The 25495-nt window shown below is 61.8% G+C and carries 25 protein-coding genes and 1 tRNA gene; 17 read left to right on the top strand and 9 right to left on the bottom strand.

Annotation, left to right across the window (positions count from 1 at the left end; all coding sequences use genetic code 11):
* Positions 1–86: 86 nt before the first annotated feature.
* Entirely contained in the window at positions 87–359 is a 273-nt protein-coding gene (locus ABM562_RS25740) for a DUF3509 domain-containing protein (RefSeq protein WP_115085863.1), read from the bottom strand.
* Positions 360–633: 274 nt separating this feature from the next.
* On the opposite strand from ABM562_RS25740, the gene ABM562_RS25735 reads away from it, so the two are divergent.
* Both ABM562_RS25735 and ABM562_RS25730 read left to right on the top strand, forming a co-directional pair.
* On the top strand, positions 634–1158 hold the full coding sequence (locus ABM562_RS25735) for an ankyrin repeat domain-containing protein (RefSeq protein ID WP_115085864.1): 525 nt from the start codon (positions 634–636) through the stop codon (positions 1156–1158).
* A 60-nt stretch (positions 1159–1218) separates the two neighbouring features.
* Complete coding sequence (locus ABM562_RS25730; protein WP_115085865.1) at positions 1219–1749, top strand: hypothetical protein; 531 nt, start codon at positions 1219–1221, stop codon at positions 1747–1749.
* Here ABM562_RS25730 and ABM562_RS25725 read toward each other — a convergent pair.
* The gene (locus ABM562_RS25725; protein ID WP_460423789.1) at positions 1746–2687 is read right to left on the bottom strand and encodes a ZIP family metal transporter; all 942 of its coding nucleotides are present in this window, start codon (positions 2685–2687) and stop codon (positions 1746–1748) included. The genes ABM562_RS25730 and ABM562_RS25725 overlap by 4 nt on opposite strands.
* Before the next feature lie 129 nt (positions 2688–2816).
* Between ABM562_RS25725 and ABM562_RS25720 the strand changes: the two genes are divergently transcribed.
* On the top strand, positions 2817–3008 hold the full coding sequence (locus tag ABM562_RS25720; RefSeq protein WP_045195289.1) for a PLDc N-terminal domain-containing protein: 192 nt from the start codon (positions 2817–2819) through the stop codon (positions 3006–3008).
* 33 nt (positions 3009–3041) lie between these two features.
* On the opposite strand, the gene ABM562_RS25715 is transcribed toward ABM562_RS25720, so the two are convergent.
* On the bottom strand, positions 3042–3515 hold the full coding sequence (locus ABM562_RS25715; RefSeq protein ID WP_258578188.1) for a methylated-DNA--[protein]-cysteine S-methyltransferase: 474 nt from the start codon (positions 3513–3515) through the stop codon (positions 3042–3044).
* A gap of 185 nt (positions 3516–3700) precedes the next feature.
* On the opposite strand from ABM562_RS25715, the gene ABM562_RS25710 reads away from it, so the two are divergent.
* From ABM562_RS25710 to ABM562_RS25680, 7 genes are all read left to right on the top strand, one after another.
* Positions 3701–5776 carry an LTA synthase family protein gene (locus tag ABM562_RS25710; RefSeq protein ID WP_115085868.1) on the top strand — a complete coding sequence of 692 codons (2076 nt, stop codon included), beginning with the start codon at positions 3701–3703 and terminating at the stop codon, positions 5774–5776.
* A 59-nt stretch (positions 5777–5835) separates the two neighbouring features.
* Positions 5836–7239 (top strand): hypothetical protein, encoded by a 1404-nt coding sequence (locus tag ABM562_RS25705; RefSeq protein WP_460423786.1) that lies wholly within the window; start codon positions 5836–5838, stop codon positions 7237–7239.
* Positions 7240–7312: 73 nt separating this feature from the next.
* Positions 7313–7549: a hypothetical protein gene (locus ABM562_RS25700; protein WP_115085870.1), complete on the top strand. Its 237-nt coding sequence runs from the start codon at positions 7313–7315 to the stop codon at positions 7547–7549.
* 190 nt (positions 7550–7739) lie between these two features.
* Positions 7740–8072: a ribonuclease E inhibitor RraB gene (locus ABM562_RS25695; RefSeq protein ID WP_010226349.1), complete on the top strand. Its 333-nt coding sequence runs from the start codon at positions 7740–7742 to the stop codon at positions 8070–8072.
* A gap of 209 nt (positions 8073–8281) precedes the next feature.
* The gene (locus ABM562_RS25690; protein WP_115085871.1) at positions 8282–9691 is read left to right on the top strand and encodes a circularly permuted type 2 ATP-grasp protein; all 1410 of its coding nucleotides are present in this window, start codon (positions 8282–8284) and stop codon (positions 9689–9691) included.
* A 3-nt stretch (positions 9692–9694) separates the two neighbouring features.
* Entirely contained in the window at positions 9695–10645 is a 951-nt protein-coding gene (locus tag ABM562_RS25685; RefSeq protein WP_045195278.1) for an alpha-E domain-containing protein, read from the top strand.
* Positions 10642–11439: a transglutaminase family protein gene (locus tag ABM562_RS25680; protein ID WP_115085872.1), complete on the top strand. Its 798-nt coding sequence runs from the start codon at positions 10642–10644 to the stop codon at positions 11437–11439. The genes ABM562_RS25685 and ABM562_RS25680 overlap by 4 nt, the downstream gene beginning before the upstream one ends.
* A gap of 3 nt (positions 11440–11442) precedes the next feature.
* Here ABM562_RS25680 and ABM562_RS25675 read toward each other — a convergent pair whose 3' ends face one another.
* Positions 11443–12243 carry a cytochrome c gene (locus ABM562_RS25675; RefSeq protein WP_460423783.1) on the bottom strand — a complete coding sequence of 267 codons (801 nt, stop codon included), beginning with the start codon at positions 12241–12243 and terminating at the stop codon, positions 11443–11445.
* Positions 12244–12791: 548 nt separating this feature from the next.
* Between ABM562_RS25675 and ABM562_RS25670 the strand changes: the two genes are divergently transcribed.
* The gene (locus ABM562_RS25670; protein ID WP_115085874.1) at positions 12792–13520 is read left to right on the top strand and encodes an amidotransferase; all 729 of its coding nucleotides are present in this window, start codon (positions 12792–12794) and stop codon (positions 13518–13520) included.
* Positions 13521–13529: 9 nt separating this feature from the next.
* Here ABM562_RS25670 and ABM562_RS25665 read toward each other — a convergent pair whose 3' ends face one another.
* From ABM562_RS25665 to ABM562_RS25655, 3 genes are all read right to left on the bottom strand, one after another.
* On the bottom strand, positions 13530–14501 hold the full coding sequence (locus tag ABM562_RS25665) for a magnesium and cobalt transport protein CorA (RefSeq protein ID WP_115085875.1): 972 nt from the start codon (positions 14499–14501) through the stop codon (positions 13530–13532).
* Between the two features lie 65 nt (positions 14502–14566).
* Positions 14567–15289: a lysophospholipid acyltransferase family protein gene (locus tag ABM562_RS25660; protein WP_115085876.1), complete on the bottom strand. Its 723-nt coding sequence runs from the start codon at positions 15287–15289 to the stop codon at positions 14567–14569.
* Positions 15290–15411: 122 nt separating this feature from the next.
* Positions 15412–16101: a crotonase/enoyl-CoA hydratase family protein gene (locus tag ABM562_RS25655; protein WP_115085877.1), complete on the bottom strand. Its 690-nt coding sequence runs from the start codon at positions 16099–16101 to the stop codon at positions 15412–15414.
* A gap of 290 nt (positions 16102–16391) precedes the next feature.
* Between ABM562_RS25655 and ABM562_RS25650 the strand changes: the two genes are divergently transcribed.
* Positions 16392–16481 (top strand) — tRNA-Ser (locus tag ABM562_RS25650).
* 71 nt (positions 16482–16552) lie between these two features.
* Positions 16553–17068, top strand: a complete 516-nt coding sequence (locus tag ABM562_RS25645) for a DUF6630 family protein (RefSeq protein ID WP_115085878.1) — start codon at positions 16553–16555, stop codon at positions 17066–17068.
* Positions 17069–17315: 247 nt separating this feature from the next.
* On the opposite strand, the gene ABM562_RS25640 is transcribed toward ABM562_RS25645, so the two are convergent.
* Together ABM562_RS25640 and ABM562_RS25635 are read right to left on the bottom strand one after the other, a co-directional pair.
* Positions 17316–19445 carry a TonB-dependent siderophore receptor gene (locus ABM562_RS25640; RefSeq protein WP_460423781.1) on the bottom strand — a complete coding sequence of 710 codons (2130 nt, stop codon included), beginning with the start codon at positions 19443–19445 and terminating at the stop codon, positions 17316–17318.
* A 224-nt stretch (positions 19446–19669) separates the two neighbouring features.
* A complete protein-coding gene (locus tag ABM562_RS25635) occupies positions 19670–20050 on the bottom strand; it encodes a hypothetical protein (protein WP_115085880.1) in 381 nt (126 codons plus the stop codon).
* A gap of 460 nt (positions 20051–20510) precedes the next feature.
* Here ABM562_RS25635 and ABM562_RS25630 point away from each other — a divergent pair, with 460 nt between their 5' ends.
* The 4 genes from ABM562_RS25630 to ABM562_RS25615 are packed head-to-tail and all read left to right on the top strand — an operon-like array spanning position 20511 to position 25493.
* Positions 20511–21974, top strand: a complete 1464-nt coding sequence (locus ABM562_RS25630; RefSeq protein ID WP_134061745.1) for a serralysin family metalloprotease — start codon at positions 20511–20513, stop codon at positions 21972–21974.
* Between the two features lie 54 nt (positions 21975–22028).
* Positions 22029–22406 (top strand): AprI/Inh family metalloprotease inhibitor, encoded by a 378-nt coding sequence (locus ABM562_RS25625; protein WP_460423779.1) that lies wholly within the window; start codon positions 22029–22031, stop codon positions 22404–22406.
* 49 nt (positions 22407–22455) lie between these two features.
* Positions 22456–24198, top strand: a complete 1743-nt coding sequence (locus tag ABM562_RS25620) for a type I secretion system permease/ATPase (RefSeq protein WP_115085883.1) — start codon at positions 22456–22458, stop codon at positions 24196–24198.
* Positions 24195–25493, top strand: a complete 1299-nt coding sequence (locus tag ABM562_RS25615) for an HlyD family type I secretion periplasmic adaptor subunit (protein ID WP_134061751.1) — start codon at positions 24195–24197, stop codon at positions 25491–25493. Before ABM562_RS25620 ends, ABM562_RS25615 begins: the two co-directional genes overlap by 4 nt.
* Positions 25494–25495 lie beyond the last annotated feature (2 nt).

Genomic DNA, 25495 nt, shown 5'->3' with positions numbered 1-25495 from the left:
AAAAGTTTCCCGTGTCGGGACGACGAAAAAACGCCGGGGCGGGGAAAACCAATTGTTTCGGGTAGGAGCGGGCTTGCCCCGCGAAGTTACCGATAAGTCGGCAAGGCAAACCGCTGCTGGCTCTGCAACAGCGAAATCACCGGCAACTCGCTGGCCTGTTCAGCCAGGTCGCGGCGAATCGCACTGATCGCCCACGACAGCTGTTCGGCACTGTGCAGTTGTGCATAAGAAATCGAGCGCTTGGTCTGGGTACCGTCCGTTGCCCGCAGGGTCAGCAGAATTCCACCGTCGGGGCGCGCCTGGGTGGTGACGTCGTAGGCGGAGAATACCGAGGCGAATTTTTCCTGGATAAGGTCCATATCAGCTCCTGACTGTTAGTGGCAGACATGGAGTGACAGGTGCAGCGACTGTGCCAGCTTTTGTTTTAAATAAAACTCTTATTAATCAATGGTTTATGAATTTCATTGAAGCGCTCCGCCGTGCATTCTGCATGGTCGTGCATTTTGCACAGTGCATTTTGCAGTGCTGCCTCGGCCAATAGATTTCTTCTGTCATGGCCATGACTTATCCCCAGTTGACCCCGCGCGCTCCCTGACAAAGACTTGGGCCTTTCCGATAGCCAGGAGGTTCCCCATGTCTGACCAACGTAGCCCCACGCCCATGAACGACGACGAGGCTGCGGCGTTCGCCGAAGAGGTGTTCGACCGGGCGCGCAAGGGCGACGCGGTAATGCTCGGGCGCTTGCTGGAAAACGGCCTGCCGGTGAACCTGCGCAATGGCAATGGCGACACCTTGCTGATGCTTGCCAGTTACCACGGGCATCTGGATGCCGTCGCGGTGTTGCTCGAGTACGGTGCCGATCCGCAGATTGCCAATGACAAGGGACAGCTGCCCATTGCCGGCGCCGCGTTCAAGGGCAACCTGGAGATGGTCCAGCTGCTGGTGGATAGAGGCGCCGAGGTCGATGGCACTTCCGCTGATGGGCGCACCGCGCTGATGATGGCGGCGATGTTCAACCGCACCGTGATCGTCGATTACCTGCTGGCCAAGGGCGCCAACCCACGCCATCGTGACGCCCGTGGCGCCGATGCCCTGGGCGCTGCGCAAACCATGGGGGCTCCCGAGACTACCGAGCAGTTGCTCAAGCTGCTCGGCTAACCCTCCGGGGCCTTTTACGGCTATCCTTGGCGACTTTTTTCACCGTCGCAGGGCCCCTTCATGAAATCCCAACTGGTCGAACTCATCGGCAAAATCAGCGCTGGCTGCATGCGCGAGGAAGACATTGCGCGCATCGCCGACGAAGCCGCCCAGGCCTATGCCGACCCGCAGGCGTTCCTCGCCGCCAACCCGGACATCAACTACGACGACAGCTTCCCGATCCCGCTGGGTGAATGGATTGTCGTCGGCAGCCTGCCCGATACCGTGTTGTTCCAGGCCGATACCTACCAGGACCTGTTCGCCCAGATCGTCGACTCCTTTGACAAGACCGTGCCGTTCAACCTCAAGCCCAAGCAGTTGGCCAAGGTCGAGCCGCTGACCGCACTCAACCGCATCCAGGTGCAGATGGGGGCGATGAACAAGGAAGCCGGCGGCTATGTGCTGATGAACTTCAGCCAGTTGCTCGACGATGAGCTGCAGATGGTACTGGTTGGCAACGACGACCTGCCGCGAGTGCTGGAGCTGTGCGCTGAAGTCGGCATCGCCGCAGCGCCGGCCCTGGAAGCGCTGCGGGTTGCCGTGCACGTTTAACCGAGAGCGGTATCGAGGAACATCATCACTGCAAAGCCGCCCATCAGGCCCAGGGTTGCCGAAGTCTGGTGGCCATTGCGGTGGGTTTCCGGGATCACTTCGTGGGATACCACGAAGATCATCGCCCCGGCAGCCAGGCCCATGCTCACCGGGTGGGCAATGGCAAAGCCGGTGGAAATGCCCAGGCCGATCACGGCGCCAATGGGCTCCATCAGGCCCGAGCCGATCGCCACCAGCGCCGCCTTGAAGGTCGAAAGACCGGTTGCGCGCAGCGCCAGAGCCACAGCGAGGCCTTCGGGAATATCCTGGATAGCGATGGCGCTGGTCAGCGGCAGGCCGACATTGAGGTCGCCGCTGGCAAAGCTGACGCCAATGGCCATGCCCTCGGGCAGGTTGTGCAGGGTGATCGCCAGCACGAACAGCCACACGCGGTTGATCCGGTCCGCCTGCGGGCCGCACGGGCCGGTGCTTTCGTGTTCGTGCGGGGTGAAGCGGTCGAGGCCGAGCATCAGCAGCACGCCCAGGCCCATGCCGATCACCACCGTCAGTGCCGCGTAAGGGCCGTTGCCGGTGATCTCCCGGGCTGCGTCGAGGCCCGGCAGGATCAGCGAGAACGAACTGGCGGCGAGCATCATGCCTGCGGCAAACCCGAGCATCACATCCTGGGTGCGCGCGCTGATTTCACGCAGCACCACGGCCATGACCGCGCCCAGTGCGGTGGCGGCAAACCCGGCGAGGCCGCCGAGCATGGCCATGTGCAGGTTTTGCTGGTGGTCGCCATGCACGGCATTCCAGGCACTGGCGATCAGCAGACCGAGCACCACCAGCAAACTCAGGCCCAGGCCTGCGCTAAGCCACGGGGTACTTTGTGCCTGTTGCAGCCAGGCGTTCCACAGTGGGACGGGGGCGGAGCTGCTGTGGCTGTGGGCGGGTGGCATAGGGTCCTCTCTGGCGCAATTCGATGAAACGAGTGTAACCAGCGCTACAGGGCCGCGGCGAACGATTCGCCTCTATGGGGCTGATAGCCAGCTATCCTGAGGGGCAGGCTCGATCAAGGGAGCAACACCATGGGTTCTACTTTCAATAGCCTGGTTGGGCTGATCATCCTCGCCCTGGACATCTGGGCGATCATCAATGTGATCAAGAGCGGTGCCAGTGGTGGCGCCAAGATTCTCTGGATCCTGCTGATTCTGCTGCTGCCGGTACTGGGCCTGATCATCTGGGCGATCGCCGGGCCGCGGGGCAATGTGCGGCTGTAGCTCTGTGGGAGCGGGCTTGCCCCGCGATAATCTTCAGATCAACCAGGTCCCCTCCAGTTCCAACAGGATCTGCTTGCGCTCGATGCCCCCGGCAAACCCGGTGAGGGTGCCATTGCTGCCAATCACTCGATGGCAGGGGATGATGATTGCAATCGGGTTGGCACCATTGGCAGTGCCCACTGCCCGCACCGATCTGGGGTTGCCAATAGCCTGGGCAAGCTCGCCGTAGCTGCAGGTGGTGCCATAGGGAATGCGCTGCAGGGCCTGCCACACCTCGCGCTGGAACGGCGTACCCTGGGGGGCCAGGCGCACTTCGAATTGTTCGCGCTGACGGGCAAAGTACTGGTCCAGCTGGCGCGCCACATCGTCCAGCTGGTTGCTGGCCGGCTGCCAGTCCTCGGCCAGTTCCCAGGGTTGGGTGGCGTCCATGTGCAGCATGCGCAGGCCCTGATCGTCACCTGCCAATAGCAGCGGGCCAAGCGGGCTTGGGAGGTAGCGATAAAACATGGCGTAATGATCTCTTTGCTGATAACCCTGATTCTATTACGAAATTTTCACAATCGATTGCCGACAATTTGCGCGCGCAATTATCCGTTCGCCGAATGGCCGTGCAACGCGCTCGCGTTTAGGGCACATTTGCCGATTCGTTTTACCGCCTTCCTCGAACCTGAACCCTAGGGATCTTCCAATTCATGGCTACCACGGACGCCTTGAGTCAACAGCGGGCTGCATCGCGCCCGTTGCAAACGACGCTGAAATCGCATCTGGCCTACACCCTGCTGTGCGGTCTGGTGATCATGCTGATGCTCAGCCTGGTTCGCCTGGCCCTGCTGGTCTACAACAACGACATGATCGGCGACACGCCGATGTCGACCGTGGCCGAGGGTTTCCTCAATGGCCTGCGCTTCGACCTGCGGGTTGTGGTGTACCTTAGCATTCCGCTGCTGCTGGCAATCCTCAGCACCCGGGCGATGGCCGCGCGCGGCTTGTTCCGGGCCTGGCTGACCATCGCCTCGAGCATCGTCATGTTCCTCGGCCTGATGGAGATGGACTTCTATCGCGAGTTCCACCAGCGCCTCAACGGCCTGGTGTTCCAGTACGTCAAGGAAGACCCGAAAACCGTCCTGAGCATGCTCTGGTACGGCTTCCCGGTGGTGCGCTACCTGCTGGCCTGGGCCTTTGGCACCTGGCTGCTGAGCCTGCTGTTCAAGGGCATCGACCGCCTGACCCGGCCTAATGACGTGTATGAAAGCCAGATGGCCAGCGCAGCGCCCTGGTATGTGCGTGGCGTGGTGTTCTTCATGATCCTGCTGGTGGCGGTCATCGCTGCCCGCGGCACCCTGCGCCAGGGCCCGCCCATGCGTTGGGGCGATGCCTTCACCACCGACTCGAACTTCGTCAACCAGCTGGGCCTGAACGGTACCCTGACCCTGATCGACGCCGCCAAGAGCCGTTTCGGCGAGGACCGCGCCAACATCTGGAAGTCGACCATCGAGCAGGGCCTGGCTACCCAGACCGTGCGCGACATGCTGCTGACTGGCAACGACAAGCTGGTCGATGCCGACAGCGCTGCGGTGCGCCGTGATTTCATCCCGCCAGCGGACAACACCCTGCCGATCAAGAACGTCGTGGTGATCCTCATGGAGAGCTTCGCCGGTCATTCGGTAGGCGCCCTGGGCAGCCCGAACAACATCACCCCGTACTTCGACAAACTGGCGAAAGAGGGCTTGCTGTTCGACCGCTTCTTCTCCAACGGCACCCACACCCACCAGGGCATGTTCGCCACCATGGCCTGCTACCCGAACCTGCCGGGCTTCGAGTACCTGATGCAGACCCCGGAAGGCGGCCACAAGCTTTCAGGCCTGCCGGCGCTGCTCAGCGCCCGTGACTACGACGACGTCTACGTCTACAACGGTGACTTTGCCTGGGACAACCAGTCCGGTTTCTTCGGCAACCAGGGCATGACCACCTTCATCGGCCGTAACGACTTCGTCGATCCGGTGTTCTCCGACCCGACCTGGGGCGTGTCCGACCAGGACATGTTCGACCGCGGTAACGAAGAGCTGGCCCGGCACGATGGCAAGAAGCCGATCTACGCGCTGCTGCAGACCCTGTCCAACCATACGCCGTATGCGCTGCCGAAGGATCTGCCGGTCGAGAAGGTCACAGGCCAGGGCCGCCTGGACGAGCACCTGACCGCCATGCGCTACTCCGACTGGGCCCTGGGCCAGTTCTTCGAGAAGGCGCGCAAGGAGCCTTACTTCAAGGAAACCCTGTTCGTCATCGTTGGCGACCATGGCTTCGGCAACCACCAGCAGGTCACCGAGCTCGACCTCGGGCGCTTCAACGTGCCGCTGCTGCTGATTGCCCCGGGCATCCAGGACAAGTTCGGTGCGGTCAACCACACCGTGGGTACCCAGATCGACATCGTGCCGACCATCATGGGCCGCCTGGGCGGCGAAACCCGTCACCAGTGCTGGGGCCGTGACCTGCTCAACCTGCCGGCCGGTGATCCGGGCTTCGGCATGATCAAACCATCGGGCAGCGAGCAGATCGTCGGCCTGGTCAAGGGCGATCGCATCCTGATCGAGGCCAAGGACATGTCGCCACGCATGTACCGCTACGAGCTGGGCGCCAACTTCAAGGCCGAGCTGATCGAAGCCCCGGACCAGAAGGACCTGACTCACAAGCTCGAGTCGTTCATCCAGACGGCGACCAAGAGCTTGCTGGACAACACCGCGGGTGTAGTGCACGGCACCCCGGAATAACGTCGTTGCTAGCGCTGTAAACAGGACCCCGGCTTGCCGGGGTCTTGGCTTTTTGTGCCATGGATGCTCAAATTGCGCGCCTCGGGAAGCGGGGGCTGGAATGGCGCCCATCAAAAAAGGATTTTTGCGTGCGAGTGTTCGTGTTGTTTGCCTGCCTGTGCCATTCACTGTTGGCGGTGGCCGATGTTGCCTCAGCGGATTACCAGGCGCCCCCCGGCTGGCGCACCGAATGCTTGGGCCGGGTGCAGTTCGATGTACCCCAGGACATTGCCTGGCACGTTTCCAGTGGTTACTGGCAATACTACAATTTCGATCTCCCCGACCCCACGATCACCCCTGGGGACAAGCAGATTGCCTACGGCGAAGGGTTGACCGGCGAGCTGCCCTTTCTGGTCGACATCGAGGTCAGCCCGTTGACCACCCGTGCACTCTACGAACAGATCCGCTATGTGCAGAGCCTCACCCGTGGCCCGGCGCAGGAGCGGGTGGTGAAGGCGCAGATGGAGGCGCTGGATGCTGCCATCTCTGCGAGCCGTGACGATGAAGCGCGCTACAGGGCCCTGAGTGATCAGTACTACGACTTGCGTGAAAAGCTCCAGCGCATAGGCTATGTGACTTCGCAGCTGGTGGTGCTTGAGGACATGATCAAGCAATTTACTGCCGAGGGGCGGCCGGTGGCGAAGCTGCAGGTCGAGCGCGATGCCTTCTTCGCGGAGCAGGCACAATGGCCGACCGATGTAGAGTACGAGCATGAGCGCTTTATCGAGCTGGGTGTGCCGGACGCCTCTGCAAACTGGTATGAAGGTAATCTGACTGCCTACCTGTGGCGCGATCAACGCATCTACCGATTCAAATTCTACAGTGGCGCCAATACGGCTACAGACACCGCTGCGCTGGCCCGGCTGGAGCCCAGGGCGCGCGCTGTGCTGGCCGCGTTCCGCACCCGCAAGCAATACGAAATTCCCCAGGACAACGGCTTCTGTGTGCCCTTCGGCTTCATTGCCGACGATGGCACACCGCGCCACGCCATCACCCTGGGCCTCAACCCTGCAGACAACCCGAAACTGCTGCACCGCCTGAGCATGAGCAGTGACAGCGACAAGGCCGTCGAGATGGTGCCGATGCTGCTGGATCGACTGATTGTCAACCCGTTTCCGATGCATATCAGTGTCGATAAGTTCGGGCCCTCAAGCGTGCGGATCGGTGCCGCCAAGGGCAGGTTCGGCGGCGCACGCTTTCGCGTCTATGAGCCTGACAGTCTCAAGCCGGCGGCCACTGAAACGTTCAGGATGGTCGCTGGCGCCGTGAGCTCCGGCTACCAGCCCACCGTGGTACTGGGAGTGACCGATGAACACTCCGAGCCGCCGCTGGAGTTCGAGCCCTCCAGGGACCAATTCCTGCGCACGCTGCAAAGCATACGTGCGCTGCCGGGCGGCCATCGCTTTGAGCCGCAAGTCGACTGAACAACCACCCCGCGGCGAGGTCAACGGAAGGTAGGCCAGATTCACCCTGAACATCGGTACAGAGGAGAGTCCAATGAAAGACTGGGTCATTACTTTTGTTGATCAGAAGGGCGAGCGTACCTCGCTGCCTCTCACCGCAGAGCTTGAGCCGAGCATCGAAGAGGCTGCGCGGCTGATTCGTACCCATCTGTTTCCGGTCATGGACGAACTGGACCTCACTGATTTCGAGGGCCGCACACCCTCGCCGACGGCCAAATGGCTGAAAGAGCAGAACGGGGTAGAGATCACCGCCATCACTGAAGCCCCCTGAACCCGCTGGCTGGCTGGCACGCCGGGCAATCAGGCGCTACGCTGCAGACAAGGTCGGGCAGTTTCTTCTGATTGTCCGGGCTTGCCGATCCACGTCACGCAACAGCTCGAATTGCCCCCGCACGTCTTGTGTGGCGGGCAGGTGCGTTTTGCACTGAAAGTCTATCCATCGGTAATGAGGAGGACGATTCATGAGCAGCCAATACGAGGACATCAGCAGCACGGTCTTGCGTCGGATGAAAGAAGGGGGGTTCAACTTCGCGCAGATTCATCCCATCGAGTTTTATGCGGTATTTCCGGACGAGGCACGGGCGCGGCGAGCGGCAGGAAAGTTTCGCGGCGAATCACTCAGTGCCCAAGTGCATGAGCGCGATGATGGCGCCTGGCATCTGGAACTGAGCAAGGTGATGTTTGCAACCTATGGCGGTATCGGCGAATTCGAACAGGATTTCGAGGCGGTGATTGCCCCGCTGGGTGGAGAAATAGAAGGCTGGGGCGTCAAGCAGGAGCGTCAGCTGGCCTGATCAAACGGTCCCACAGGGCGGCTCTGGCCGTCTGCCGTGGGCCGCTCGGCGCTTCGCAATGAAGCGCTGCCGTCAAAGCAACCGGGGCGGTTGCACAGATCTGGTGCGGCCGTTCTTCGCTTAAAACGCAACTTATTGAATAACAAGGAATTATGCCGCTGGCACGGGGCTTGCGATGGCTCGGGTGCACGGGTGACAAGGAGTTCGGCATGATCCGCACCTTTTATGACGAAATGTACGCCGCTGACGGCCAGGTCCGTCCGCACTACCGGGAGTTCGCCCGCTGGCTGGCCGAAACCCCGCCGGAACTGCTGGCCCAGCGTCGACGTGAAGCCGACCTGCTGTTCCATCGCGCCGGCATTACCTTCACCCTCTATGGCGACGAGCAGGGCACCGAGCGCCTGATTCCTTTCGATACCATCCCACGCAGCATCCCGGCCAGTGAATGGCGGGTGGTGGAGCGTGGCTGCATTCAGCGGGTCAAGGCGCTGAACCTGTTTCTCGCCGACCTGTACCACGACCAGCGCATCATCCGCGCCGGGATCATCCCGGCCGAGCAGGTCCTGGCCAACGACCAGTACCAGCTGGCGATGCAGGGCCTGGACCTGCACCGCAACATCTATTCGCATATTTCCGGGGTCGACCTGGTGCGTGACAGCGATGGCAGCTATTACGTGCTCGAAGACAACCTGCGTACCCCCAGCGGCGTCAGCTACATGCTCGAAGACCGCAAGATGATGATGCGCTTGTTCCCCGAGCTGTTTGCCGCCCAGCGCATCGCCCCCATCGATCATTACCCCAACCTGTTGCTCGATACCCTCAAGAGTTCCAGCCCGCTGGATAACCCCAGCGTGGTGGTGCTGACGCCCGGGCGTTTCAACAGCGCGTTCTTCGAGCACGCCTTCCTCGCCCGCGAGATGGGCGTCGAGCTGGTCGAGGGCGCCGACCTGTTCGTGCGGGATGAGCGGGTGTTCATGCGCACCACCGATGGTCCCAAGGCGGTGGATGTGATCTACCGGCGCCTGGACGATGCCTTCCTCGACCCGCTGGCGTTCAACCCCGATTCGATGCTTGGTGTGCCCGGGCTGCTGGCGGCCTATCGCTGTGGCAACGTGGTGCTGGCCAATGCCATTGGCACTGGCGTGGCCGACGACAAGTCGATCTACCCCTATGTCACCGACATGATCCGCTTTTATCTCGACGAGGAGCCGATCCTGAAGAACGTGCCGACCTGGCAGTGCCGCAAGCCTGAAGAACTTTCCCACGTGCTGGCGCACCTGCCGGAACTGGTGGTCAAGGAAACCCAGGGTTCCGGCGGCTACGGCATGCTGGTCGGTCCGGCGGCCACCCGTGCCGAGATCGAGGCGTTTGCCGCACGGATCAAGGCCCGGCCGGCGGCCTACATCGCCCAGCCAACGCTGTCGCTGTCGACCTGCCCGACCTTTGTCGAGAACGGCATTGCCCCGCGGCATATCGACCTGCGGCCTTTCGTGCTGTCCGGGCGCGAGACCCGGGTGGTGCCTGGCGGCCTGACCCGGGTCGCCCTGCGTGAAGGTTCGCTGGTGGTCAACTCGTCCCAGGGCGGCGGAACCAAGGACACCTGGGTGGTTGAGGATTAAGTCATGTTGAGTAGAACTGCCTCCGATTTGTACTGGATGTCGCGTTACCTGGAGCGGGCGGAAAACCTCGCACGGATGCTCGATGTCAGCTATTCGCTGTCGCTGATGCCGCAGGACGGCCGCGGCGACGGCCTGGATGAAATGGCCATGCCGCTGCTGATCACCGGCACCCTCGACGATTACCTGGAGCGCCACGGCCAGTTGCATGCCGAGCGCCTGCTGCACTTCTTTGCCCTGGACCCGGAAAACCCGGCGAGCATCTACAGTTGCCTCGGCGCCGCGCGGGCCAGTGCCCATGCAGTACGTGGGCGGATTACCGCCGACATGTGGGAAAACATCAACGCCACCTGGCTCGAGATTCGCGGTATTGCCGAGCAGGGCCTGGGCCGCTATGGCATGAGCCGTTTCTGCGAGTGGATCAAGGAACGCTCGCACCTGTTCCGGGGGGCCACCTACGGCACCATCATGCGCAACGACGCCTTTCGCTTCATTCGCCTGGGCACCTTCATCGAGCGTGCCGACAACACCCTGCGCCTGCTCGATGCCCGCTACGAAATGCTCGGCGACGAGGCCGAGGCGGTCAGCGACAGTTCGGCGCGGGGTTACTACCAATGGAGCGCCTTGCTGCGTGCGCTGTCGTCGTTCGAGGCCTACACCGAGATCTACCGTGATGCACCGGCCGCCCGCCATGTTGCCGAGCTGCTGCTGTTGCGCGCCGACGTGCCGCGCTCGCTGCGTGCCTGCACCGAGGAAATCGACCTGATCCTCGCCAGCCTGCCCGGTGGCAACGGCCGCCCGGCCCAGCGCCTGGCCGCCGAGGTGGACGCACGCCTGCGCTACACCTCGATTGATGAAATCCTCGCCGAGGGCCTGCACCCCTGGTTGACCCATTACATTCCGCTGGTGCGTGAGTTGGGTAATGCCATTCACAGTGCCTACCTGGAGGCCGTATGAGACTGACCATTAGCCACGAAACCGCCTACCACTACGAAGACCAGGTTCGCGCCAGCATCCAGTACCTGCGCCTGACTCCCCACGACAGCGAGCGCCAGCAGGTGCTCAGTTGGCAGCTGGACCTGCCGCGGCCGGTGCGGGCGCAACTGGACCCGTTCGGCAACATCCTGCATGTGCTGAGCCTGGAGGAGCCGCATTCGGACCTGGTCATCGGCGCTCGCGGGCTGGTGGACATCGATGAACGCCGTGAGGCTGAACACGAACTGCAATCGCCGCTGCCGTTCCTGCGCTTCACCCGTCTGACCGAGGCCGACGAAGCGCTGCGCGCCTTCGCCAGCCAGCAATGCCGCAAGCGGCGTGACCGCTCGGCGTTGATCGAATTGATGAATGCCTTGAATCAGCGCATGGCCTACCGGCCCGGCAGTACCGCTGTAGACACCAGTGCAGCACAGGCTTTCGCCGGCGGGGCAGGGGTCTGCCAGGATCACACCCATGCCTTTCTGGCGTGCGTGCGCAGCCTGGGTGTACCGGCGCGTTACGTGTCCGGCTACCTGTTCGACAGCAACAGCCAGCAAATGGCCAGCCACGCCTGGGCCGAAGCCTGGCTGGAGGATGCCTGGTACAGCTTTGATGTCACCAACCAACTGGCCCGGCCCGAACGGCACCTGAAGCTGGCGGTGGGCCTGGACTACCTGGATGCCTGTCCGGTGCGCGGCATGCGCCGGGGCGGCGGTTTCGAGCAAATGCACGCCAAGGTGCTGGTGACCCCGACCCTCAACGCCCAGCAGCAGTGAGCCTCAGGGTTTGCGCGTGGCCATGTGGCTCAGGTACGCAAGCAGCGCGTCCAGCTCGCCGTCGCTGATGACCGCTTCGGTAAACCCGGGCATCTTCGCCTGGGGCCACTGGCGCAGGCTTTGCGGGTCACGGATATAGCGCTGGAGAAAATCGGCCTGGAAGTACTCGGTCGGGTTGTGCGGCAGGTTCAGGTCCGGTCCGAACTGGGCGTCACCGGCGCCGTTGAGGCGATGGCAGGCCAGGCAGTTCTTCTGGAACACGGCAAAGCCTTGACTGATCGGGTCATTGGCCGCCAGGCCGGGCGCCGGGCGCATGGCCGGGAAGCGCTCGGCTACTGCGGCCAGGCGGCGAATGCTGGCAACCTGGAAAGGCCACTGCTCGGGGCTGATGCGCCCGGCTTGCGGGTTACTCCAGACCAGATAGAAGGGCCCGGCGCCGGGTTTGCCCTTGGCCAGTGGTGGCCAGGGCTGTGCGGGGTCTTCAATGGCCAGCCAGGCCCGGGCGGGACCGTCCTGGAGCAAAGGCGCGGCCGGCATCTCGGCGGCGAAGCCATCCAGCGCTACCGCTTGCAGGTGATCCTCAGCCTGGACACCCTGCAGCAAGGCAGCCAGCGGCACTGCGCGGTAATGCATGGTCCTTTTGTAGGAAACATCGTTGTCGATCTGAATGTCCTGCGCCAGCGGATGTCTGAGTAACTCGGCGCTCTGCCATTGACGGCTGCCAGTGCCCAGGTCCAGGGTCAGTTGCACCGCCTGCAGGGGCAGGCAGAGCAGGGCAAGCAGCAAGGTAAGGCAATGGCGCATGGGCAGTCTCCAACCATCAAGGTCGGCAGATTACCTGCACACAACCGGCTTGTGCCAGGCACAAACCATGGGAGGAGGGCATGTCGCTCAGCCGAACAGGCGTGAAAGGTTCGGCAGGATCAACAGCAGCGTGGTGGCGAAAAGAATGAGCCCGGCTTGACGTACTTTGTGTTGTTTGAACATGGCTGACCGCCTTTTTGTTGTTATTCCTGAGTGCCCAGAGGCTTCCTTGTCATTGATCTGGCGAACATGATTTGACGCAGCGAAGCATTAAGACGCGAACCGTTGCTAATGGGTATACAGCTAACCTTAGGGTCAACGTCACCCGTGTTTTAGAACGCTTTAATCTGTACTTATTCAGTTACAAGTTGTTTTGGCTATGAGGCCTTTGGCCATCCTGCAGCATTCCCCTTGCTAGACGCTTGCAGCACATCAGCAAGTGGATCCACAACTGATGACCGTTCGTCCGAGCATCATACTTGCCTGCGCGCCTTATTCGGGGCAGGCTTTACGGGGCAATCCCGCCTTTGTCGTTCAGGACTATTTATATGTCGCTACGCATCTGCATCCTGGAAACCGACGTCCTGCGACCGGAGCTGGTCGAGCAGTATCAGGGCTACGGACGGATGTTCGAGCAGCTGTTCAGCCGCCAGCCAATCGCCGCCGAGTTTCGCGTCTACAATGTGTTGAACGACGAGTACCCCGATGATGACCAGGTGTTCGATGCCTACCTGGTCACTGGCAGCAAGGCCGACTCGTTCGGTGATGATCCGTGGATTCAGAAGCTCAAGACGTTCCTGTTGGAGCGCTACCAGCGTGGCGACAAACTACTCGGCGTTTGTTTTGGTCATCAGTTGCTGGCGCTGCTGCTGGGCGGCAAGAGCGAGCGCGCGCATCAGGGCTGGGGGGTGGGTACCCACCGTTATGTGATGAACGCCAAGGCGCCGTGGATGAGCCCACAGGTTGAAGAACTGACCCTGCTGATCAGCCATCAGGACCAGGTCACCCGCTTGCCGGAAAACGCCACGGTGATTGCCTCCAGCGATTTCTGTCCCAACGCGGCCTATCACATCGGTGACCAGGTGCTGTGCTTCCAGGGCCACCCGGAATTCATTCACGACTATTCGCGGGCGCTGCTCGAGCTGCGCCAGCACAACCTTGGCCAGGAGGTGTACCGCAAGGGCATCGACAGCCTGGCGCACGAGCACCAGGGCAGCACGGTGGCCGAATGGATGATGCGCTTTGTGGCGCACAAACCTCAGGGCAGCTCGGCCTGAGGCCTGCCGTTACAGCCAGCCGGAGCGCTTGAAGCTGGCATACAGCGCCGTGCAGCCCACGGCGATCCCGCCCAGCACGGCAAAGTAGCCGTAATGCCAGGTCAGTTCCGGCATGTTCTGGAAGTTCATCCCGTAGATCCCCGCCACCGCCGTGGGAAATGCCAGGATCGCCGCCCAGGCGGCGAACTTGCGCTGCACGATGCTCTGGCGTGACGACTCCAGCAACATGCCGATCTCGATGGTCTGGCTGGCGATATCGCGAATCCCGGCCAGGTCTTCCATCTGTCGGGTGACGTGGATCTGCACATCGCGAAAATACGGGCGCATGTTCTTGTCGATGAAGGGGAAGGTCAGGCGCTGCAGCTCTTCGCTGACCTCGACCATCGGTGCCACGTAGCGGCGCAGGCGCAGGATGTCGCGGCGCAGGCTGTGGATGCGCTGGATGTCCTCTTCCTTGAGCGAACCGCTGAGCACGCTTTGCTCCAGCTCCTCGATCTCGCCATGAATGGCTTCGCTGACCGGTTGGTAGTTCTCGGTGACGAAGTCGAGCAGGGCGTAGAGCACGAAGTCCTCACCGTGTTCGAGCAGCAGCGGCCGCGCTTCGCAGCGCTGGCGCACCAGGGCATAGGATTTCGAGTGACCGTTACGCGCGGTGATGATGTAGCCATTGCCGGCGAAGATATGGGTTTCGATGAACTCCAGTTTGCCTTCGTGGCGCACCGGCGAGTAGGTGACGATGAACAGGGCGTCGCCAAAGGTCTCGAGCTTGGGCCGGCTGTGCTTTTCCAGCGCGTCCTCGATGGCCAGTTCATGCAGGTTGAACTGGCGCTGCAGGTTGGCCAGCTCCTGGGCGTTGGGCTCTTCCAGGCCGATCCAGACGAAATGACCGGGTTTGCTTGCCCATTGGCTGCCTTCATCGAGGCTGATATTGGTGACTTTTCTGCCGGCGCTGTACACCGCCGCCGCAACGACTCGACCCATGGTTGTCCACTTCTTCTGTTAACCGTGCCAGTAGCTTGGTCTGACCGGCACGATTCGGCAACCGTTCACGCCTGGGCCAGTTCACCTTCCATGCGATCGATGCAGTGTTGCATCTGCAGGCGGCACTGCTCGGCCAGGGCCGGCACATCCTGCTGGGTCAGGCCGCTGGTGGCGATCGGCGCCAGCGAACGGATGATCACCTTGCTGCGACGCCAGCCGTTGAGCTTCAGGCGGCTGGCATAGCGGCTGACGCACACCGGCACGATCGGCACACCCGCCTCGACGGCCATGTGGAAGGCCCCCTTCTTGAAGGTGATCAGGTGCTCGCCGGCATTGCGCGTGCCTTCGGGGAACACCCAGATCGAGGTGTCGTCTTCGCTCAGGGTGCGGGTGGTGGTCTGCATTGCCCGGCGCGCCTGGTAGGCGTTGCCGCGGTCGACCAGCACGTTGCCGCCCAGCCAGAACAACTGGCCGAACAGGGGGACCCATTTCAGGCTCTTTTTGCCGATGCACACGGTGCGCCGCGGCACCACATGACCCAGCACGAACAGGTCGTAGTTGGACTGGTGGTTGGCGATGATCACGCAGCCCGGCGGCTGATCGAACAGCGGGCCGACCTCGGCCTTGATCTCGAGGCGCATCAGCCAGGTGGCGGGCAGCCCATAAAGGCGTGCACAGATTCGGCTGTTGTCCGGGTTGAACGGTCGGCACAAGCCAACCAGCACACCGAGAACACCGGCCAGGAGAAAATGCAGCCCCAACAGGAACATGCGGATAATAAAAAGCATCGTACGACTCACACCAGGCAAACGCGGCGCAGTGTACGGGTGTGCACTTCTATCGGCAAACGCTCATTGGGGCGGTGTAGGCCTGATTACACAAATAGTTGCAATCAGGCCTTGGTAGGGGGTCAGCCCAGGTGTTCCTGGTCGCGGATGATGGCGTCGTCGAGGATGTCGAGCAGCGCTTTGCGCACTTTGAGCTTGGTGTGCTTGTGGGCGTTCATGTTGATCTTCTTCAACTGGCGGGCCGCTGTCAGCGCAGCTTCCTGCAGCTGTTCGACCGGCACTACCTTGTCGAGGAAACCGGCGTCGACGGCGCTGGCCGGGTCGAACATCTCGGCATTGATCACCGAACGGTGGAACGCCGAGCGGCGCAGGCGATCGCGGGCCAGTTCGATGCCGGCGTGGTGCATGGTCATGCCGATCTGCACTTCATTGAGGCCAATGCTGAACGGGCCTTCGACGCCGATGCGGTAGTCGGCCGAGAGCAGCAGGAATGCGCCTTTGGCCACCGCGTGGCCCGGGCAGGCAACGATGACCGGGAACGGGTGCGAGAGCATGCGTCGGGCCAGGGTGGAGCCTGCGGTGACCAGGCTGACGGCTTCTTTCGGGCCTGCGGTCATGACCTTCAGGTCGTAGCCGCCGGAGAGAATGCCCGGCTGGCCGGTGATGATTACCACCGCGCGGTCCTGCGCGGCCTGGTCGAGGGCGGCATTGAAGGCCTTGATGACGTCGGGCGAGATAGCGTTGACCTTGCCGTTGTTCAGGGTCAGGGTCGCAATGCCGTCTTCGAGGTGGTAGGTAATCAGCTCACTCATGACAGGGTTCCTTAAGGGGGAGTGGGGCAGACGTTACTCAGGCAAGTGCCCGAGGTAAAGCGCTGTGACTGACTGACCGGTCAGCTTGCAGGTCCGCTTGCTCGTCCTGACGGGAGTGCGTTAATCCGGGCTGCCAAAGCACGCCAGAGAATGGCGGCTTTGCCCTCTGTGCCGGGGTTTTTTGATTAAATGGCTTAAGCGCATGAATATTCTGAAAAAAACCTTTGCCATCAGAACCTCTTTCGACTACATTAGCGCGCCTCGACAGGCTGAACTGCTTGGCGAGAACCGGTGAAGTGTCCGAGTGGCTGAAGGAGCACGCCTGGAAAGTGTGTATACAGGAAACTGTATCAAGGGTTCGAATCCCTTCTTCACCGCCACATCTAGAAAAGCCCCCGACCTGAACAAGGCCGGGGGCTTTTTGTTTTGCCCATGAAAAAGGATGTTTCAGATGCTCAAAGAAGTATTCAGCAAGCAGCAGATTCTCGCCGCCGAGCAGTTGTTGGCCCTGATCAGCCCATCGGCCGAGATGACCCGCCAGCACATTCAGGCGCTGCGCGAAATCGAGCTGGATGAAGATGAGGTCGAAGAGTTCGAGGACGACCCGCAGCAGTTGATGTGGATCGTCAAGGATGTGGCTGACTGGGAATCGGTGTATTTCGTCGACTGGAAGGACACCGAGTCGTTTGTGCAGAGCGTGCGGCAGTTGGCCGAGGCGCGTGATGCCGAGGTTACCTTCGGTGTTGAAGATGCGGAGGATGAAGACTTCCTCGACGACACCACGGTGCCCGAGCTGATGGTCACGGCCCACGACGAACTGCACAAGCAGGGCCTGGTGCTGTGGAACTGGTCCACCGACAGTGACTGCTACAGTGGCTTCATCACCACCAGGGACGTGGCGGCGCAGCTGGTTGCGTTGGGTGAGGTGCTGGAAGTGGAAATTCGCGAGGGTAGCGAACCATTCTGACGGCGGTGCTTGGTGGGAGCTGGCTTGCCAGCGATGAGGTCAGTGCAGTCAGCACATCAGGTGCTGCCTGGACTACGACCGCTTCGCGCAGCTCCCACAGGTCCGGCGGCGTACGCAGATTCATTGTGGGAGCTGGCTTGCCAGCGATGGGGCCAGTGCAGCCAGCACATCATGCGCTGCCTGGATTACGACCGCTTCGCGCTCGATCGCTGGCAACTCCAGCTCCCACAGGCCCGCGATGAGGGCCTCAGAAACTCACAGAAGCCGAAACCCGCGCTGTCCGTGGCGCCCCCTGAAACAGATAACCATCCCCCAGATACTCGCCGGCATCGCGCCAGTAGCGCTTGTCGAAGACGTTATCCACCATCAGCCGCAGCACCGTGTCATAGCCGCCAACCTTGGTGCTGTAGCGGCTCCCCAGATCGACAACCGCATAGCTGCCGACCTCCACCGTACCGGCCTGGTTGGCGTATTTGCTGGCGCTGTAGCGGGCGCCTCCGAGCAGGGCCAGGCCCGGGATCGGCAGGCTGTAGTCGGCCTGAATGGCGGCGCGAAAATTCGGCACGTTCAGCGCCTGATGGTCTTCGTAGTCAGCCGTGCCGCTGTTCTTGACCCGTGCACGGATTGCCGCAGCGCTGGCATTGATCTGCAGGTTGGAGGTGAGCCAACCGCTGGCGCCCAGTTCCAGGCCGATGTTCTTTTGCTGGCCTTGCTGTACATAAGTGAAGTTGCCTGCGCCGTCAGGTTGCGAATACTGGTAGGCCTGACGCAGCTGGAACAAGGCTGCGCTCAGGCTCAGGCGTTGCCAGTCGCGCTTGATGCCGACTTCCAGTTGGTGGGACAGGGTCGGCGCAAGAATCTCGGCAGTGTTTGTGGCGAACCACGGCGCCGTGCCACCGGATGACAGGCCCTTGCTATAGCTGGTGTACAGGGAGATATCCGGGCGCGGCTTGTAGATCAGCGCGGCATTGGGCAGCAGTTGATAGTCGCGGGTATGGCGGCCTGGGCTGCCATCTTCGGCAAAGGTCTTCTCATCCAGACGCACCAGGCGCGCGCCCAGCACGGTCTGCCATTGTTCGTTGAAGCTGATCCGGTCGCTGGCGAATATCCCGTACTGGCGGCTGTCGAGCCTGCGGGTGCTGTGGCCCGGGGTCTTCTCGGACGGCTCCAGCGCCGGCGTTTGTTGATAGATGTTGCCGCTGCCGATCCACTCGTTGAAGTAAGGGCGCTGGTCGAGCGTACGGCGCTGGGCGCTGGCGCCGATGGTCAGCTCATGCCCCATGCCCAGGGTATCGAAGCGGCCATTGAGCGCCCCCTGTGCCTCATCTGTGCGGCGGGTATCGTCAGGGCTGCGGTAGTCGTAGATGTCATAGTTGCCTGCCTCGCTGAAGTAGGCGCCTTCGCTGGAGCCCCAGGCAAACGAACTGTAGTCATCGATCACCACCTTGCTGCGCGAAGCACTGACGCTGCCCGTCCAGTTGTCGCTGAAGCGATACTCGAAGCGCCCGCCAAGGTTCAGCGAGTCGATCGTTACCGGGTTGGCCCAGTGCTGGTAGGCCAGGCGGTCATGCGGGTCGATGCCGTGGGGCAGGCTGTTGCCACCCAGCAACTGATAGCCCGGCACCGAACGCTGTTCACGCTGCTGGTACTCGGCATCCAGTTGCAGCACCGCATCGGGGTTGATTTGCCAGTCGAAGGCCAGGGACGCGAAGTCGCGCTTGCCGTCAGCGTGATCGACGTAGGAGCGGATGTCTTCGTGGGCCAGGTTGGCGCGCAGGCCGAACTGGCGTTCGCTGCCGAACCAGCCGCCCAGGTCGGTCGCAATGTAGCGTTCACCCTGCTCGTTGCTCGACACCGTGACCGTGCGCACGTCCTCCGGGCGCTTGGTCACGTAGTTGATCAGCCCGCCCGGTTCCGACACGCCGCTCTGCAAGCCCGAGAGGCCCTTGAGCAACTCGACCTGCTGCTTGTTCTCCAGTGCCACGTTCTGCTCACCGGCGATGGTCTGGCCGTTGATCTTGTAGCTGCTGGCGGCATTGAGTTCAAAGCCGCGTACATTGAAGTTCTCGTAGTAGCCGATCGGTGCGTAGCTTTCGCCCACCGAGGCATCGCTTTGCAGCACTTCGCTGAGCTTGCGCACCTGACGATCAGCCAGCAATTGCTCGCTGAACACTGCAATCGATGCCGGAGTATCCAGGAGCGGCGCTGGCTGCCAGCCGCCGACCGCGGCTTCCCGGGCCTGATAGCCCTCGCTGTAGGCCTCCGATACCTGCACCGGCGCCAGGGTGATGCTGTCCTGGGCCAGGCTGTGCGAGGCCGGCATTGCCAGGCTCAGGCCGAGCAGGTGCAGGGACAGGCGAGGGCGGGGCAAGGTCATGCAGGAGCTCCTTGAAGGCGAACGCGGACGCGCCGTTATTGATCGGCTGCTGTCCGATAGGGCTTTTTGCCCGATGGGTAGAGGGGGACTAGCCCGGGCACTGGTAACCCGCCCGGTATTGCGCCGGGCAGGCGGGGGCGCAATCTTAGCAGGGGCGACCGGCTGGCGGTGCCCCTGTTTTCAATCGGCTTCTACTGCTCTGTACGAGCGAGGGCGGCGCGGATTCACCCGTTCGCCGCCGTCTGGGCGTGTCGCCGCCAGTTGCCGTCGATTTTCGACCAGGTCTTCTTGTCGGTGATGGCCATCAGCTTGCGACCATCTTTGAACGTGGCCAGGAAGGTCACCTCTTCTTCCTTGCCACCTAGCCAGAGGCCGGCGATCAGGCCGACCGGACCCGCCACCAGGGCGCCGGCCATGCCCCAGCCAAGCGCACTGCTGAGGCTGCGACTGGATTCCTGATTGGCAACGATCAGATCGGAAATGCGGGTAAGGGCGATCTTCTCGCCGGGTGAAGGGCTGCGGGCGGTCTTGAGTGTGAGCGATCCGTTGCGGTACTCGCCTTCACCTTGCAAGAAATCGCCGGATTGAACCGTGAGTCTTGTCATAGTGGCGTCCAGGTTGAAAGGGCTATTGACCAATCCCTACTCAGCGCCAGGGTTCGGCACAAGTCAATGGCCAGGCGACGGAGGGTCACCGCCGAGTTGTCGCAAAAAAGTAAAGACGTAGATCCGCTGAAGGATAACGGCATGTCGCATTCTTATAATTAAAGTTCGGTTTCTCAACTAAAGCTGCTCGGTCGATTTTCGTCTATGGGCGCGATTTTAGTTGGGCTCGATATATCACCGTTTGCGCAAATTGTTGCGGAGGGCGCTAAATCAAGGCTTCTGAATTGTAGGACAATAAACAAGTAGTGTTATTGAAAATTGGCGTCAAAAAAAGCTGGACAGTTCAATTCCTGGTGTGTCAGTTTTTCCCCGCCTCATTCAGGCGAGTGATGGGACGATCTCGCCGCGGGAGCGTCCTGTCGGACAACAACTGCTTTTTTGTAAACAAGGAAGTGTCTGTATGTCGAAAGTCAAAGAAAGCGCTATTGTTTCAGCTGGCTCTGTATTGCAACCGCACGGTGCAAGTTCCGCTTACAGCCTGATCAATAGTTTCGGCCATCAATATGATCGCGGCGGCAGTGCGACAGTCAATGGCAAACCTTCGTTCTCGGTCGACCAGGCCGCTACCCAGTTGCTGCGCGATGGCGCCGCCTGGAAGGACCTGAACAAGGACGGCACCATCAACCTGACCTATACCTTCCTGACCAAGGCACCTGTTGGCTTCGACAGTCAGGAACTGGGCTCGTTCAGCGCCTTTTCCGGCCAGCAGAAGGCTCAGGCCAAACTGTCCATGCAGTCCTGGGCAGACGTGGCCAAGGTGACCTTCAAGGAAGGTGCGTCAGGCGGCGACGGTCACATGACCTTCGGCAACTACAGCGACGGCAGCACCGGTGGCGCGGCATTTGCCTATCTGCCGTTCGACCGCCCGGGTTCGCACAAGGGTGAATCCTGGTACCTGATCAACAACCAGTACCAGGCCAACGTCAACCCGGAGAACGGCAACTACGGCCGCCAGACCCTGACCCACGAGATCGGCCACGTGCTCGGTCTGTCCCACCCGGGCGACTACAACGCCGGGGAAGGCTACCCAACCTACGCCGATGCAACCTACGGCCAGGATACCCGTGGCTACAGCGTCATGAGCTACTGGGGCGAGAGCAACACCAGCCAGAACTTCACCAAGGGCGGCGTGCAGGTGTACTCCTCGGCGCCACTGATGGATGACATCGCGGCGATCCAGAAACTCTACGGTGCCAACTACGCGACCCGCTCCGGCGATACCGTATACGGCTTCAACTCCACCGCCGACCGCGATTTCTACTCGGCCACCTCGGCCTCGTCGAAAATCGTCTTCTCGGTGTGGGACGGTGGCGGCAACGATACCCTGGACTTCTCCGGTTTTACCCAAAACCAGAAGATCAACCTCAATGACGCGTCGTTCTCCGACGTTGGCGGCATGGTCGGCAACATTTCCATTGCCAAGGGCGCGATTGTCGAGAACGCCATCGGCGGTTCGGGCAATGACCTGCTGATCGGCAACGCCGTGGCCAACGAGCTCAAGGGCGGTGCCGGCAACGACATCATCTACGGCGCCGGTGGTGGCGACAAACTCTGGGGTGGTGCCGGTTCCGACACCTTCGTCTTCGCTGCCAGCAGCGATTCGACCCCGAGCAATCCCGACCGGATCATGGATTTTGTCAGCGGTCAGGACAAGATCGATCTGTCGGCCATCTCGGCCTTTGCTGTCAACAAGCTGCCGCTGCAGTTCGTTGATGCCTTTACCGGGCATGCCGGCGAGGCGGTACTGAGCTTCGATCAGGCAAGCAACCTCGGTAGCCTGTCGATCGACTTCACCGGCAACAGCCTGTCTGATTTCCTGGTGACTACTGTAGGTCAGGCAGTCGCCACGGATATCGTGGTCTGATAGCAACCTGAAAGGGCGGCGCTCATGCGCCGCTTTTTCTGAGGCGGGCAGAAGATGGCTTTCAAGCGAATGATCGCGCTCGGCGCGATTCCCCTGATGTTGATGACCGAGGTCGGTATGGCAAGCAGCCTGATACTCCCCACTCCCGCGCAACTGGCCGGTGAATGGACGCTTTACCCCGAAGACAATCGGGCCGCGGGCTGTGAGTTGCAATTGGACGCATCGCAAACCTTGCGTGGCGACCTGAAATGCGCACAGAAACTGATCGGCAAGCGCCAACGTCCCAGCGGCTGGCTGCCGACTCCCGATACCCTGGCCTTGATGGGCGGCAGCGGTACTGCATTGGTGCACTTCAACCGTTATAAGCCCGGTATCTTCAAATGGACTTCAGCGAGCGGAAAGACACTGTTATTGGAACGTAAGAATAAATAATAAAACCTTGTAGGCAATTGCCGATTTTTCAGGGATAGAAAGGCGGACAATGAACAGGCCGACTAATAAGGCCGGTGCGCCCTTGTGGGCAGCACTGGCAGATCACAAGTCCACGCTTCTGAGTGTGGGTTGTTTTACCGCGTTGATTAATCTCCTCATGCTGGTGCCCTCGATTTATATGCTGCAAGTGTATGATCGGGTACTTTCTTCGCAAAACGAAACAACCCTGTGGATGCTGACCTTGATGGTGGTCGGTTTCTTTGTGTTTATTGGTGCGCTGGAAGCAATCCGCAGTTTCATTGTTATCCGTGTCGGCAACCAGCTGGAACAGGGCTTCAACCTGAACGTGTACCGGGCCGCCTTCGAGCGCAACTTGCGTCAGGGCGATGGGCAGGCAGGGCAAGCACTTAACGACCTGACCCAGGTGAGGCAATTTGTCACCGGCCCGGCGTTGTTCGCCTTCTTTGACGCGCCCTGGTTTCCGATTTATCTGGCGGTGATTTTTCTGTTCAACGTCTGGCTGGGCGTCATGGCCTGTGCCGGGGCGTTGCTGTTGATTGCCCTGGCGGTGCTCAACGAACGCCTGACCCACAAGCCGCTGGTCGAAGCCAGCGGTTTCCAGCAGCAGTCCACGCACCTGGCCAGCAGCCAGTTGCACAACGCCGAGAGCATCCAGGCCATGGGCATGCTCGGCGCCTTGCGCCAGCGCTGGTTCGCCTTGCATTCGCGCTTTCTGACCTTGCAGAACCAGGCCAGCGATACGTCGGCAGTGATCACCGCGGTCAGCAAGTCGCTGCGCCTGTGCCTGCAATCGCTGGTGCTGGGGCTGGGCGCCTTGCTGGTGATCGAGGGGCAGATGACCCCGGGCATGATGATCGCCGGCTCCATCCTCATGGGCCGGGTACTTAGCCCGATCGATCAGCTGATTGCGGTGTGGAAGCAGTGGAGCGGGGCGCACATGGCCTATCAGCGTCTCGATGGTCTGTTGCGCGAGTTTCCTGAACCGCCAGCACCGATGGCCTTGCCAGCGCCAAGCGGGCGCCTGGGTTTCGAGCAGGTCAGCGCCGGGCCGCCCGGCAAGCGTGTGGCCACCTTGCAGCAGATCAGTTTCAACCTTGGCGCCGGGGAAGTGCTCGGCGTTTTGGGAACCTCCGGCTCGGGCAAGTCGACCCTGGCCAAGGTGCTGGTTGGCGTCTGGCCGACCCTGGGCGGTACCGTGCGCCTGGACGGCGCCGACCTGCACCGCTGGGATCGCGAGGCCCTGGGCCCGCATATCGGTTACCTGCCACAGAACATCGAACTGCTGCGCGGCAGCATTGCCGAGAACATTGCCCGGTTTGCCGATCTGGATGGCCACAAGGTGGTCGAGGCCGCGCGCCAGGCCGGCGTGCATGAGCTGATCCTGCGCCTGCCGCAAGGCTATGACACGCGTCTGGGCGAAGACGGCGGCGACCTGTCCGGCGGGCAGAAACAGCGCATCGCCCTGGCCCGAGCCCTCTACGGCGGGCCGAGCCTGATCGTGCTCGACGAACCCAATTCCAACCTCGATACCAGTGGCGAGGCGGCGCTGGCCACCGCCATTGCGCAGATGAAAGCCCAGGGCCGCACCGTGGTACTGGTCACCCACCGCTCGGCAGCCCTTGCCCAGGCCGACAAGCTGCTGGTGCTCAGCGAGGGCCGGATGCAGGCCTTTGGGCCGGCGCATGACGTGATGCAGGCCCTGAGCCGCGCCCAGGAACAGGCCCAACGTCAACCCGCCAATGCCGCGCTGGCAACCGGAGGTGGCGTATGAGTCAGGTAGATAAAGGCCGCGGCGCGCGTTTTTACGTGCGACTGGGCTGGCTGCTGACCCTGGTCGGCTTTGGCGGCTTCATTGCCTGGGCAACCCTGGCACCGCTCGACCAAGGCATCGCCGTGCAGGGCACGGTGGTGGTATCCGGCAAGCGCAAGGCGGTGCAGTCCCTGGCCGGTGGCGTGGTCAGCCGCATCCTGGTCAGTGAAGGCCAGATTGTTAAGCAGGGGCAGCCGCTGTTTCGCCTCGACCAGACCCAGGTCCAGGCCGATGTGCAATCGCTGCAGGCCCAGTACCGGCTGGCCTGGGCCAGCCTGGCGCGCTGGCAGAGCGAGCGCGATAACCTCGGCGAAATCGTCTTCCCGGCCGAGCTCAGCAACAATCCCGACCCGCAGTTGAGCCTGGTGTTGGAGAGCCAGCGTCAGCTATTCAGCAGCCGCCGTGATGCCCAGGCCCGCGAACAGGCGGGGCTGACCGCGAGTATCGACGGTGCAGTCGCCCAGTTGGCCGGCATGCGCCGCGCCCGTGGCGACCTCCAGGCCCAGGCCGATTCATTGCGTGAGCAACTGGAGAACCTCAAGCCGCTGGCCAGCCAGGGTTACATTCCGCGCAACCGCTTGCTGGAGTATCAGCGGCAGTTGTCCCAGGTCCAGCGTGACCTGGCGCAGAACAGCGGCGATAGCGCACGGCTTGAGCAGGGCATCGTCGAGTCGCGGCTCAACCTGCAGCAACGCCGCGAGGAATACCAGAAAGAGGTGCGCAGCCAGCTGGCCGAGGCGCAACTGAAAAGCGTGACCTTGGAGCAGCAACTGACCTCGGCTGGTTTCGACCTGCAGCACAGCGAGATTCTTGCCCCGGCCGACGGCATCGCGGTCAACCTCGGCGTGCATACCGAGGGCGCAGTGGTGCGCGCTGGTGAAACCTTGCTTGAGGTGGTCCCCCAGGGCACTGCCCTGGAAGTCGAAGGGCGCCTGCCGGTCAACCTTGTGGATAAAGTCGCGGTGCAGCTGCCTGTGGATATCCTCTTCACCGCCTTCAACCAGAGCAGCACGCCGCGGGTAGCGGGCGAGGTGGCGCTGATTTCCGCCGACCAGCTGCTCGACGACAAGACCGGCCAGCCGTACTACGTCCTGCGCAGCACGGTCAGCGAACAGGCACTGGCGCGCCTCAACGGCTTGGTAATCAAACCGGGCATGCCCGCCGAACTGTTCGTGCGTACCGGCGAGCGCTCGATGCTCAATTACCTGTTCAAACCCCTGCTCGACCGGGCAGGCACCGCGTTGACCGAACAATAAGG

The organism is Pseudomonas sp. ZL2 (genome assembly GCF_054788455.1).
The sequence above is the reverse complement of the archived record's forward strand: the minus strand, read 5'-3'. Positions and strand labels throughout refer to the sequence as shown.